The sequence below is a fragment of the Haloferax sp. YSSS75 genome, from assembly GCF_046764215.1.
Lineage (GTDB): Archaea > Halobacteriota > Halobacteria > Halobacteriales > Haloferacaceae > Haloferax.
In genome coordinates, this window is the sequence record NZ_CP177206.1 from 3033164 (window position 1) to 3045410 (window position 12247).

Sequence of the window (12247 nt, forward strand, 5' to 3'; positions counted from 1 at the left end):
GCCGGCGAGGGAAAGACGCATACCCGGCCCACGCGACGACTCACTCGATGCCATCCCTCGGTTCTGCCACCCGTCAGGTCGGTGACTTCGTCGTCGTCGCCCTCTTCTTCTTCGGGTTGACTGCGGTAATCGGGCCGCTAGAGCCACTGCTCCTGGCAGTCGGCGTCGACCCGCCGTGGTTCCTCGGTGCCGTCGTCGCGGGCGGTGTCGGTGTCGTCTTGCTCGTCGTCCGCCCACTTCGACTGCGACTGGTGGTCCGGGTGTGGGCCATCGGCCTCGTGACGACTGTCGTCACGACGACGCTGTTCGTCTTCTTGGACCTCCAGCAGAACCCGCTCGGCATCCTCGTCGCGTGGGCGCTGGGTGTCGGCCTGGGCGTCGTCCTCGCGTACCCGCCGCTCTGGCGGGCGGCGGAAGCGAGGCTCAGAGTCGAGTGAACGAGAACCCGAAGCTGTCAGTTTAACGCACTATTATCGGCCGAAGACGTGGTGACAGACGCCTTACAGCGCTTCCTTGTACGCTTCGAGCGTCTCGTCGATATCCTCGTCCGTGTGGGCGTAGGAGACGAACTGGGACTCGAACTGGTTCGCGGTGAGGAAGACACCCTGGTCTTTCATCTCCTGCCAGAAGACGCGCTCCCAGCGGTCGGTTTCGGCGCTCGCGACGTCGGCACCGGTCTTCGGACAGGCGTCGAAGTTGGCACACGACTCGTCCTGTACGCATCCGTCCTTGCAGGCGTCCGAACGGTCACCCGTACCGTGGCGCGTGAAGACGGTCTTGAACATCGAGTCCGACCCGACGACGGTGTACTCGGGGGCCTGGTCTTCGAGGATGTCCGAGATACCGGTCCGGAGTCTCTCGCCGAGGCGGTTGACGTGGTCGTAGACGTCGTTTTCGGCGGCGTACTTCAGATACTCGTGGCCGGCGGCCATCGCAACCGGGTGGCCGGAGAAGGTGCCGGACTGGAACACACTGCCACTCGGGGTGAACTGTTCGATGAGTTCGGCCTTCCCGCCGATTGCGCCGACGGGGAACCCGCCGCCGATAATCTTGCCGAACGTCGTGATGTCGGGCGTGACGCCGAACTTACCCTGTGCGCACTGGAGGCCACCGACGCGGAATCCGGTGATGACTTCGTCGAAGATGAGGAGCGCGCCGTGGTCGTCGGTCACGTCGCGAAGCGTCTGGAGGTAGCCATCGACGGGGTGGACGATGCCCATGTTGGCGAGGATGGGTTCGGCCATGACCGCCGCGATGTCGTCGCCGTGTTCTTCGAACACCTCGTGAATCGCCTCGCTGTCGTTGAACGGGACGGGAATCGTGTGCTCGGCGAACGCCGAGGGGATACCCGGCGAACTCGGGTGGACGCTCTCCGGGCCGCCCTCGACGAGCGTGGACTCCTGTGCGCCGTGATAGCCGCCCTGCATGATGACGACTTTGTCGCGCCCGGTGACGCCGCGAGCGAGTCGAACCGCGGAGACTGTCGCTTCGGTGCCGGAGTTGACGAAGCGAATCATCTCGACGGAGGGGACGTGTCGCGCGACGAACTCGGCGTGTTCGACTTCGATTTCGGTGGGTGCACCGTACATCGGCCCGGCGGCGGCGTGCTTCTGGACGGCCGCTTGCACGGGTTCTGGAGCGTCGTGGCCGTAGAGCAGTGGCCCGTAGCCCATCACGTAGTCGATGTAGCGATTACCGTCGGCGTCGATGACGTGTGCGCCGTCACCGCGTTCGACGAAGAAGGGATACGGCTTCGTCGCCCGAACCGAGGAGTTCACGCCGCCCGGAAGGACCGACAGCGCTCGGTCGTACAACGTGCGGGACTCGTCGTGTCTCATGGACGGCGGTTCGGCCCCTCGTGGCAAAGACCTTACTGGGTCGATTCCTCGGCGGCGGTGTCGGACACCGACCGCACCAACAGCAGGCCTGCGGCGTCGTTGAGGGCGTGGATAGCCATCAGGGCGACCACGTCGCGGACGAGGAGGTACATGACCGTCGTCAACAGTGCTGGGACGGCGATGCGGACGACTGCTCCCCGGTTCCATCCCATCGCGTGTCCGGCGGTGAACGCGGCGAACGAGATGGTCCCCGCGAGCAGTGGACTCCCAGTCGCTTCCAGCAGACGCTCGATGGCGTAGCCGTGAAACAGGGCTTCTTCGGTGACGCCGGCGGTGAGCGCGACGAAGATGCGCTGGGGTCGTGACAGCACCGCCAGTTCCGACAGTTCCTCCCCGAGGTCACCGACGCCGAAGCGGTCGAAGAGTGGTGCCGTCGCGACGCTCGCGGTGAGCAACACGAGGAGGCCGCCACCGACGACGACGACGAACGAGAGTGGGTCTAGAGAACGCCCCGAGAGCGACGACAGTGGTCTGCCTTCGACGGCGACCACGTACCCACAGAGCAACAGGAAGACGGCCCACTTCGAGAGGTCACTCACCAGCAGGTCCGCTCGTGGGTCGTCGACGGCGGGGAGATACCGGTCGACGCCGACGCCGACGATGGACATCCCGGCGAGTGCAATCACTAGCCCACCGACGAGTTCCACACTCACCACAGGGAGACACCGCTCATCGTCACATCGCTTCGTGTAGAGTCCAAAAATGGTTTCGCGTGGGTCCGGCCCTCGCCCCGGGTGGGGCTACCGTTCCCTTCGGCCGTGTGAATATATTCACTTCGCCTCCTCGAACGGGAGACGGTCAGGAACCTCTGCGTCTCAGACCGCGTCGCGGCCGGTCTTGCCGGTGCGGACCTGATAGGCGCCTTCGACGGGAAGGACGAACACCTTTCCGTCGCCTTTCTCGCCCGTGTGGGCGGCGTCTGCGATGGCGCTGGCGACGTCTTCGGCCGGTATGTCGGCGACGACGCACTCGACTTTGACCTTCTGGTGGAGGTCGACGGTGTACTCTTCGCCGCGCCACTGGCTCTTTTTCGCGGGTTGTGACCCGCGTCCGGAGACGTTCGTGACGGTGAGCGACGGCGCACCCACTTCTGCGAGCGCCGTCTTCACGTCTGCGAGTTTGTCGGGACGGATGATGGCCATCACCATCTTGATATCGCCGTCGTTCGGGAGGTCATCGTTGCTCATCGTTCATTCATCCTCCCGTGTCGACATGAATCCATCTCCGTGGGGGATACCGGACCCGTCCGCACGGATACCCGTATCTGGGTCACGCGACCCGAACTCGGGGTAGGTGTCGACGCCGTGTTCGGCCGTGTCGAGGCCCTCGCGCTCGTGGTCTGCCGAGACGCGGGCCTGACCGACGGCGCGGAAGACGCCGAAGACTGCTGCGGTGGCGGCGAACGTCCAGATGGCGATGACTCCCACGCCGACTACTTGCGGGATGGCCAGCGAGACGAACGACGCACCACCGTGCCACAGCGGCATGGCGAAGACGGGGTACAGGAGCGTCCCGAGGACGCCCGCAGACCCGTGGACGGGGAAGACTGCACACACGTCGTCGATGCGGAGGCGCTTCTCGACGAACTCGAAGACGATGGGGAGTTGCGCGCCGGCGAGGAGGCCGACGACGAGGGCTCCCGGCCAGATGATGTCGTCCGCGATGGCGGTGACACCGACGAGGCCAGCGAGCAGGCCGTTTGCGACGTAGAGTGTGTCGACCTTTCCGGTCCTGTACATGGCGACGCCACCCGCACCGATTGCGCCGGCGGCCATGCCGAGGGTGGTCACGAGTGCGACGCGACCCACGTAGGCGAAGGACCCGAGGGTCACTGCGCCGTCGGCGTACGCGAGGGGTGCGGCGGCGGTGCCGACGTTGAAGCCGTACCAGCCGAACGCGAGGATGAGCGTGCCGAGGACGGCGAACGTGATGGAGTGACCGGGGATGACGTTCGCGGTGCCATCGGAGTTAAAGCGGTTCATCCGCGGGCCGATGAGCCACGCGGCGGTCAGGCCGGCGATGCCGCCCATCCCGTGGACAATCATGCCACCGGCGAAGTCGTGGAAGCCCATGCCACCGAGGAAGCCGCCGGCCCACGTGACGCCGACGACGACTGGGTAGATGATACCCGCGATGAGGATGGTGTAGGTCAGGTACGCACGGAGTCTCGCACGGCCGGCGACGGCCCCGGAGACGATGGTGGCGGCGGTCATGGCGAAGACGGCACCGAAGAGCCAATCGACCCACGCCGTCGTGGCCGACGCGTCGGGAGCGTAGAGGCCCATGAAGGCACCAGTGATGGTCGTCCCGGGGCCGCCGGTGATACCGGCGACGATGGACGAGACGGCCGCACCGAGGAGGAAGAACACGATGACGCCGATACTCCACGTCAGCAGGTTCTTCGTGAGTTGGTTTGCGACGTTCTTCGCACGTACCTGCCCGGCCTCGAGCATGGCGAATCCGGCGTGCATGAAGAAGATGAGGAACGTGACGGTCAACACCCACACGAGGTTGACGCCCTCGACGACGCTCGCGAGGTCTGCCTGCATGGGTGTCAGCATACGATTCCTCCGTTCGGCGATTCGAACAGCGGTTCAGATGGACGGTCGTTCATGTTAGTGCTCAATTCGCGACCAAATGCATCGCGAATTATGGAAGAAAGTATTCACACCCGAGCATATAACCATTTGCGTTGACAATTGTCCAAATAACGGGGATTAATACGACGTATGTTCGCTTTAATATGGAGTATGAGATGTTTAAGGTCATAAACTACGGTCTAATTGGACAAATGTTGCCGGACAATTTGACGTATGTAGTGTACAAAAAATGATACGAGGGTCGGGACAGAAACGAGACCCTCCAGCGGGATGCTGCTGTGAGCGGAGCAGCGAGAGGTTGGATTAACCGGAGCTATGTCCTCAGACTGCCGGTTTTCCCTCCTTTCCGGTACGGACCTGTACCGCATCGTCGACGGGGATGACGAACACCTTTCCGTCACCTTTCTCGCCCGTGTGGGCGGCGTCTGCGATGGCGTCGACTACGTCTTCGGCCGGGATGTCGGCGACGACGCACTCGACTTTGACCTTCTGGTGGAGGTCGACGGTGTACTCTTCGCCGCGCCACTGGCCTTTCTTGGCGGGTTGTGACCCGCGACCGGAGACGTTCGTGACGGTGAGCGACGGCGCACCGGCATCTGCCAGTGCCGTCTTCACGTCTGCGAGTTTGTCGGGGCGGATGATGGCCATCACCATCTTGATGCCGTCAGACTCGCTCATTCGCCTTCACCTCCGTTGACTGCGACAGTCGAGTCGTCGGCGTTGCCACCGTCAGTGCGCACGTCGTGACCCCCGTCGGTGGCCGCAGGCGTGCCGATTCCGCGGTCCGGACCGGAGTCGCCGACGAATTCGGGGTAGACCGAGACGCCGTGTTCTCCGATGTCGAGGCCTTCGACTTCCTCTTCCTTCGAGACGCGGAGGCTGAAGACTGCGCTCGTCGCGACCAGGACGACTGCGGACGCGATGATGGTCCACAGGGCGATGATGCTGACACCAGCGACCTGCATGACCAGTTGCGTGGCGGAGAATCCGCCGACTGCGAACACCGGGATGAGAGCCGTGCCGACTGCCCCTGCGACACCGTGCACGGCGAAGACGCCACACACGTCGTCGATTTTGAGCGTGTCGACAGTGAAACGGTACGCCGGCAGGACGATTGCGCCGCCGAGTGCACCGAGGACGAGGCCACCCCACCACGTGACGTGGGGGACGGCGCCCGTGACGGCGACGAGACCGGCGAGCAGACCGTTTGCCATCCAGAGCGGGTCGGGCTTGCCCTGGTACTGCGTCGAGACGATGACCGCGGCGACTGCGCCGGCACCCATGCCGAGCGTGGTTACGAGTGCGACGCGGCCGAGTGCGGCACCCATGAACTCCAGACCACCGCTCTCAGTGGTCGCGAGGACGGTTGCCTGCGTGCCGACGTTGAAACCGTACCAGCCGAACGCGAGGATGAGCGTGCCGAGGACGGCCAGCAGCATCGAGTGACCCGGAATGGGTTGGCTCTTGCCGTTCTCGTCGAACCGGCCCCTGCGTGGGCCGACCATCTTCGCGGCGACGAGGCCGGCGACACCACCGCACATGTGGACGACGGTTGCACCGGCGAAGTCGAGGTAGCCCGTTCCGAGAATCGAACCGAGGTAGCCGCTTCCGGCGAGCAGGCCGCCGGACCACGTCAGTCCCTGCACGACGGGGTAGATGATACCCGTCATGACTGCTGCGAAGACGACGTACGCACGGAAGTCCATGCGTTCTGCGACGGCACCGGAGACGATGGTGGCGGCGGTCATGGCGAAGACGGCACCGAAGAGCCAGTCGATCCACGTTCCCGAGTCACCGATGTACGAGAACGCGGCGGTGGGGTCGAAGCCACCCGGTGAGGTGAGTCCCCCGATGATAGTCGCCACGCCCGCACCGACGATGAAGTAGACGAGGACGCCGAGCGCCCAGTCGGTCATGTTCTTCATCAGGACGTTGCCGACGTTCTTCGCGCGTACCTGCCCCGCTTCGAGCAGCGCGAATCCCGGCTGCATGAAGAAGATGAGGAACGATACGACGAGGATCCAGACGTAGTTGACCCCTTGGGCGACGACAGCGGGGTCGACCTGCAGTGGCGTCACGTGTGTCCACCTCCGAGTTCACGAGGTGAACATTCTGGTATTTTTAACGCGAATCCGTGTGGATTGTGGTGCTTCATCACGGTTCGGCTTCATGGTGAGGTAATACATAAAGTATGGGGTTGAAAATGTCTGATTTACGGGTGTGTAATACGACACTCGAACAAAATGCGCTAGAATATTACGCATATAAGGTTGTATTTCGTCCACTATCGGGACGAATGGTCGCCGAAGTGTGGACGAACGTTCAGGAAAATGTTGCCTGGTATGGGTGTTTTGGCCGTGCGCACCGGCCCTCTCGCCCGCGGCGAGCACGCGGCGGACAGTGTGGGCTTACCGGTCGGATGTGAGCGCCTCAGCGACGGATTCTGCGAAGTACGTGATGATGAGGTCCGCACCGGCGCGTTTCATCGACAGCAGTGATTCGTGGGCAGTCGCGTCGAGGTCCAACCAGCCTTTCTCGGCGGCGGCGTGGAGCATGGCGTACTCGCCGGAGACGTTGTAGGCGGCGACGGGGTGGTCGAAGTTCTCGCGGATGGCGCGGACGATGTCGAGGTACGGAAGACCGGGTTTGACCATCAGCACGTCCGCGCCCTGCTCGACGTCGAGTGCGACTTCGCGCATCGCCTCGCGGGCGTTGGCGGGGTCCATCTGGTAGTGGCGGCGGTCACCGAACGCGGGTGCGCCGTCGGCGGCGTCGCGGAAGGGGCCATAGAAGGCGCTCTCGTACTTCGCGGCGTAGGACATGATGGGCACGTCGCTGTATCCCGCGTCGTCCAGTCCCTCGCGGATGGCACCGACCATCCCGTCGGTCATCGACGACGGGGCGACCATGTCCGCGCCCGCCTCGGCGTGTGAGACTGCCGTCTGAGTGAGGAGTTCGAGCGTGGGGTCGTTCTCGACGGTCAGCGTGGGGTCTACCGCGGCGTCCTCCTCGACGATTCCGCAGTGCCCGTGGTCGGTGTACTCACAGAGGCACACGTCGGTGATGACGTAGGCGTCCGTCTGGTCGGTGATACGCCGGACTGCCTCTTGCACGACACCATCGTTCGCGTACGCGCGCGACCCTTCGGCATCTTTCGACTCCGGGATGCCGAAGACGATGACCGCTTCGACGCCGGTTTCGCGGACTTCAGCCACTCTGTCGGCCGCCTCCGAGATAGGGACGCGCTCGTGGCCCGGCATGGACTCGATAGGCAGCCGCTCGTCAGTCGTGGCGTCCACGAAGACGGGTGCGACGAGGTCTGTCGCGTCGAGCGTCGTCTCCGAGACGAGCGGGCGGATTCCGTCCGTTCGAAGCCGTCGCGGGCGGTCGGTGAGGTCCATACGGTGATTTCGACAGGTGGTGGCAAAATGGCGTCGCTCTCGGTCCGAGTGACAGTCACAACCCATTTGCACGTTGTCGAACTACAGACGGACGATGAGTTCAGTGGTCCCCGAACTGCCAGCGTTCCTCCGCGACCTGCTGGTGTCGGACGCGGCGTTCGTCGCGCTCTTTGCGGTGTTCGTCCTCGAAGGTGCGATGCTCCTCTACGTCGCGCCCAGTGAATTGCTCGTCCCGGGTGCGTTGGCGCTCATCGGTGAGCGATATCTCCTGCCCATCCTCGTCATCGCCGTCGCCGGGGCGACTGTCGGCCAGTTCCTCCTGTTTCTGGTCGCGAAGTACGGTGGCCGAGAGTATCTGCTCTCTCGCTCGTGGTTCCGCATCGACGAGTCGCGACTCGACCGATTCGACGGGTGGTTCGACCGGTGGGGACCGATAGTCGTCCCCGCGAGTAACGCGATGTTGTTCACGCGCGGGATGCTCACCGTGCCCGCAGGATTCGCGGAGATGGCTCCACGCCGTTTCGTCGTGTTGTCTGCTGCGGGGACGCTCGTCTTCGAGAGTGCGCTCGCAGCGCTCTACGTGTTCGGTGGTCAGGTTCTGGCGTAACGCGGGCGTTCGGAAGGGTGTCGACCGACTGCGATAGAGGGCAGTCAGCCGTGATTATGCGGGGGTGCGTCCGTGGTAGGCAGTCACTTCGTTCGATTAATGTCGAGTTTTTCTTTTAAGCCCTTGAGTTCTTCAGACTCGGCGAGTTCCTCGACGCGCTTGCGGAAGTGTCGCTCGCAGAGGCCGACTTTGAGTAAGTCTTTCTCGGCGGCGTATGCGGCCTCACGGTCGCAGTAGTGACACTGCATACCCGCCCATCAGGCGTCTTAGGATTTAAGTCTAGCCCCCGTATAACCGCGATTAGTAGCGGTCTAACCAGTTAGAGACCCGGAATTTCGGCGGCAAAGCGAACGTAGTCTGCTTCGGGGGGGCCGGCACGTCCGAGTCGTTCGTCGTGTGCGTCGCTCCCACCGGTCGCGAGCAGGTCGAACTCCTCGAGTGCGTCGTCGACGAGCGAGACGTCCGTCTCGTAACCGTACGGATAGTACCGTTCGACCGCATCGAGGTCCGCACACAGGTCGAGTGCAGCTTCGGTGTCGCGGTACCGGAAGGGGTGTGCGAGGCCGACGACTGCGCACGCTTCTTTCAGGACTCCCACGCCGTGGTCGAACGACGGGAGGTCACGCGGGACGTAACACGGCCCGTCCGCGCCGATGAGTTCGTCGAACGCCCCCTGATAGTCGTAGGGCGCGTCGCTCACGTCGATAGCGTGGGCGATGTGCGGGCGGCCGATACCGTCGTGAAGGTCGATGTCGAGGTGGACACCGGTGGTCTCTTCGACGTAGTCGACGATTTTGCGCGCACGCTCGACACGGTTCTTTTGGAGACGCTCGACTTCGGTAGTGAGTGCGTCGGTCGGTTCGACACCGTATCCAAGCAGGTCGACGCGCGTGTCGCCCGCGTCGACACGGAGTTCGATACCGTGGATAATCGTCACGCCGTCGCGTTCGACGACTGGCCCGTCGAGTTCGGGGTGGTACCTGTCGTGGTCCGTCACCGCGACGACGTCGACACCGCCTGCGCGGGCCGCCTCGGGGAGTCGGTCGACGGTGAGACGACCGTCCGAGGCAGTCGTGTGGAGGTGCAGGTCCGCAACTGGCGGGTCGTCGTCCATGTCTCGTCGTCGGTTCGTAGGGGAAACAAACCTTGCGACGAATCCTCAATTAAGGATGATTAAGGACTACCAACATTCTAAGGACAATCATGGAAAATCATTAAGAATGATGACCCAATCTGTGTGGTTGTAATGCGCCTGAACGGACTCGGCGACGCAATCGATCGCCACGAATACCCGACTAGCTCGACCGACTTCGCCCAACACTACGGGGACGAAGTAATCGAGCTTCAGAACGGCCAGGAGACGGTTGCGGAGATTCTGGCCCGTCTCGGAGACGAGACCTACACGTGCCCGCAGGACGTCCGCGATGCCCTCTTCACCGGTGTTGGCCACGAGGCCATCGGTCGTCGGTACTACAGTGACCGTGACCCCTCGCCGCTCGGCGAGGACGGTCCAGAGATGGTTTCGTTCTAAGACCTGCAGAACCTCTCAAACATCTTCTTCGGAAAGACTACACGAACCGGATAGCCGTTGGCTCGCCGAAAACGGCCGGACTGGTCTGCTTCGACGTTCGAGCGGACGCGATTCAGAGAATGCGGACAGGACAGACGCAGGTCAGGCAGAGAGCCACGGGAGGTCCACCGGAACCGACCCTTTCGAGTAGCCTTCGACGTGGCCCGAGGGTCGGAGTCTGAAGACGACTGCCGGTCGGTGCCGGACGTCCGGTTGCTCGCCCATGATGGCCCGCCAGTCGTCGTCGGGGTACGACGAACAGTCCACGAAGAGCGTCACACCGCCGCCGTGTTCGGCGAGTTGTCCCTCGCCGTTGGTCTTGGTCTGTGCCGTGTCTCGAATCGCAGCGACCGGGTTGCTCACCGACCGTCGACTCGGCGGAAGCGGGCGCGTCACTTCGATGAGCGCACCGCCAGCGTGGGTGTTCTCGGCGCGGAAGTCGATAGAGTGCCCCGTCGCGACTTCTATCTCCGGCGTCACTTCGTATCCTGCCTCGGTCAGCAGGTACGCCACGTCGAACTCGCCCATCGCCGCGGCCATCCGCGTCGGGTCGAAGTATTCGGACGTCCCGAGTTTCCCGGCCATCACCTCGCGGTAGTCGTCTAGCACACCGGTCTCGAAGAACGAGTCGTAGAATTCGAGCGCCTCGTCGCGCGTCGCGTCCGGGAACCCGGCGGCGTGGTCGTAGAAGAACGAGCGAGTCGTCTCTCGGCCGTCTTTCGAGAGGAACACTGGAAGGAAGAACCACGAGAGGTAGGGGTAGGGTTTCAGCCACGGCGACTCGTCGAACAGTTCCGCGATGAGTTCGCGTTGTGCCCAGCGAGATATCTCGAAGGGGGCGTCGCTGAACGCCTCTTTGTCTGTTCGCCACAGCGAACTCGGCGTCTCGGTGTTGCCGACCCAGTAGGCGTGGTCGTCTGTCCACGCCAACAGTGCGGTATCACCGTTGTCCATATCGAACCGTCTGGCTTCGTATCCCTCGGGTGGGTCGTACCACGGGGCGCGCATCGTCGCGCCGAGATTGTCGTCGAGAGGGTGGTAGACGTCGCGGTTGACCCGCGACATATCCCAGCGACCGGGGGCAAAGCGAAAGCGAAGGGGACGTGCCACATACGATGTAGTCCGCCGGTTGATTTTATCCTTTCCCGCCTGACGGCCGTCTGTGTCCGTCGACGCCGACCAGTATCGGCCAAACGTGTCACTCGTGTGAATATCTCCGATAACTATATGTGGTACACAGCCGCACGGTATGGTGTATCATGTCAATGGGTGCCTACGACGAAGCCGAGCACGAACGCCGTGAACGCATGACGAGCCAGGTCGAACCCGGCACCGACGACGACCGGACGACCTACCACGGAACCATCGAGTACGACTCTGGTGACTCCACCGACGCGCTCCTCGAACAGTTCAAGCAGATGAAGTCCGACAAGTAAATCGGGTCAGTTCCTTACTCCCGGATTCACGTCCGTACCAGCGCCGCTGCCGTCGCCGAGACGACGGTGACGGCCACGACGTGACCGCCCACCGCGAAAAGCAAGACCGGTTGGTCGAGGACGAACGGAATCACGAGCACCTGTGCAGCGCCGAACCCGACGTTGAGAAGGTTCACTCGCCGAACGGTCCGTGCAGTCGGTTCGTCGAATCGATAGCGGACCGCCCCCCAGAGTCCCACGACGGCGGCCCACCACGAGGTACCGATTCGGTAACAGAGGTCCCACAGGACGAGGAGCATCAGGTAGACGACGACGACTGGTGGGTCTGGGCCGAACAGCACCGTCAAAAGTGGTGTCGTCGTCTGCCGGGGGTCGAAGACGAACAGGTGGGTGACGAGGGCGACGAACGCGAGGATGCCGAGGACGACTTCGATACTCGACCCGAAGAGGAGTCGGCGGTACGGCGCTGGCACGGCGGCGGCACGGGTCTGTTCTCCCATCCGGAGCATCACGACGCTCCCGACAGCGGCGACGACGATTGCCGCGGTGCCGGCGACTGCGGCGGCCCACAGGTCGTACACCCACGCGAGCACGAGCACCGCCGTCTCGAAGACGGCAATCTGGAGGGCGATTGCACCCCGTTCTCCGATATCGACTCCCGGCAGTGCGCCGACGATACTCTCGTAGACCCACGTCTCACCGTACTCCGGGGCGTCGTTCATAGATACGACGTAA

At 63.4% G+C, this 12247-nt stretch carries 15 protein-coding genes; 4 read left to right on the top strand and 11 right to left on the bottom strand.

All coding sequences use genetic code 11. The features are described 5' to 3' along the window. The first annotated feature begins 47 nt into the window (after positions 1-47). On the top strand, positions 48-437 hold the full coding sequence (locus tag ACK3R5_RS15755) for a hypothetical protein (protein ID WP_411964985.1): 390 nt from the start codon (positions 48-50) through the stop codon (positions 435-437). A gap of 63 nt (positions 438-500) precedes the next feature. Here ACK3R5_RS15755 and hemL read toward each other — a convergent pair whose 3' ends face one another. The 7 genes from hemL to hemB all read right to left on the bottom strand — a co-directional run bounded on the left by hemL (position 501) and on the right by hemB (position 7899). Next, on the bottom strand, positions 501-1838 hold the full coding sequence (gene hemL, locus ACK3R5_RS15760) for a glutamate-1-semialdehyde 2,1-aminomutase (protein ID WP_411964986.1): 1338 nt from the start codon (positions 1836-1838) through the stop codon (positions 501-503). 32 nt (positions 1839-1870) lie between these two features. Continuing rightward, positions 1871-2554 (bottom strand): type II CAAX prenyl endopeptidase Rce1 family protein, encoded by a 684-nt coding sequence (locus ACK3R5_RS15765; protein WP_411967634.1) that lies wholly within the window; start codon positions 2552-2554, stop codon positions 1871-1873. Between the two features lie 159 nt (positions 2555-2713). Beyond that, on the bottom strand, positions 2714-3085 hold the full coding sequence (locus ACK3R5_RS15770) for a P-II family nitrogen regulator (RefSeq protein WP_411964988.1): 372 nt from the start codon (positions 3083-3085) through the stop codon (positions 2714-2716). Positions 3086-3088: 3 nt separating this feature from the next. Beyond that, positions 3089-4459: an ammonium transporter gene (locus tag ACK3R5_RS15775; RefSeq protein WP_411964989.1), complete on the bottom strand. Its 1371-nt coding sequence runs from the start codon at positions 4457-4459 to the stop codon at positions 3089-3091. A 360-nt stretch (positions 4460-4819) separates the two neighbouring features. After that, positions 4820-5176, bottom strand: coding sequence for a P-II family nitrogen regulator (locus ACK3R5_RS15780; protein WP_411964990.1), 357 nt, complete (start codon positions 5174-5176; stop codon positions 4820-4822). Continuing rightward, positions 5173-6576, bottom strand: a complete 1404-nt coding sequence (locus ACK3R5_RS15785; RefSeq protein WP_411964991.1) for an ammonium transporter — start codon at positions 6574-6576, stop codon at positions 5173-5175. Before ACK3R5_RS15785 ends, ACK3R5_RS15780 begins: the two co-directional genes overlap by 4 nt. Before the next feature lie 330 nt (positions 6577-6906). After that, positions 6907-7899 (bottom strand): porphobilinogen synthase, encoded by a 993-nt coding sequence (gene hemB, locus ACK3R5_RS15790; RefSeq protein WP_411967636.1) that lies wholly within the window; start codon positions 7897-7899, stop codon positions 6907-6909. Between the two features lie 94 nt (positions 7900-7993). Here hemB and ACK3R5_RS15795 point away from each other — a divergent pair, with 94 nt between their 5' ends. Further along, positions 7994-8506: a DedA family protein gene (locus ACK3R5_RS15795; RefSeq protein ID WP_411964993.1), complete on the top strand. Its 513-nt coding sequence runs from the start codon at positions 7994-7996 to the stop codon at positions 8504-8506. 83 nt (positions 8507-8589) lie between these two features. On the opposite strand, the gene ACK3R5_RS15800 is transcribed toward ACK3R5_RS15795, so the two are convergent. Both ACK3R5_RS15800 and ACK3R5_RS15805 read right to left on the bottom strand, forming a co-directional pair. Then, positions 8590-8754 carry a DUF6757 family protein gene (locus ACK3R5_RS15800; protein WP_411964994.1) on the bottom strand — a complete coding sequence of 55 codons (165 nt, stop codon included), beginning with the start codon at positions 8752-8754 and terminating at the stop codon, positions 8590-8592. A gap of 71 nt (positions 8755-8825) precedes the next feature. Continuing rightward, complete coding sequence (locus tag ACK3R5_RS15805; protein WP_411967637.1) at positions 8826-9620, bottom strand: PHP domain-containing protein; 795 nt, start codon at positions 9618-9620, stop codon at positions 8826-8828. 132 nt (positions 9621-9752) lie between these two features. Here ACK3R5_RS15805 and ACK3R5_RS15810 point away from each other — a divergent pair, with 132 nt between their 5' ends. Then, positions 9753-10037: a DUF2795 domain-containing protein gene (locus ACK3R5_RS15810; RefSeq protein WP_151111290.1), complete on the top strand. Its 285-nt coding sequence runs from the start codon at positions 9753-9755 to the stop codon at positions 10035-10037. 141 nt (positions 10038-10178) lie between these two features. On the opposite strand, the gene ACK3R5_RS15815 is transcribed toward ACK3R5_RS15810, so the two are convergent. Further along, the gene (locus ACK3R5_RS15815; RefSeq protein ID WP_411967638.1) at positions 10179-11186 is read right to left on the bottom strand and encodes a DUF5784 family protein; all 1008 of its coding nucleotides are present in this window, start codon (positions 11184-11186) and stop codon (positions 10179-10181) included. 149 nt (positions 11187-11335) lie between these two features. Here ACK3R5_RS15815 and ACK3R5_RS15820 point away from each other — a divergent pair, with 149 nt between their 5' ends. Next, positions 11336-11512 carry a DUF5786 family protein gene (locus tag ACK3R5_RS15820; protein WP_411964997.1) on the top strand — a complete coding sequence of 59 codons (177 nt, stop codon included), beginning with the start codon at positions 11336-11338 and terminating at the stop codon, positions 11510-11512. A gap of 26 nt (positions 11513-11538) precedes the next feature. On the opposite strand, the gene ACK3R5_RS15825 is transcribed toward ACK3R5_RS15820, so the two are convergent. Next, entirely contained in the window at positions 11539-12234 is a 696-nt protein-coding gene (locus tag ACK3R5_RS15825) for a hypothetical protein (RefSeq protein WP_411967639.1), read from the bottom strand. Positions 12235-12247: the final 13 nt, after the last annotated feature.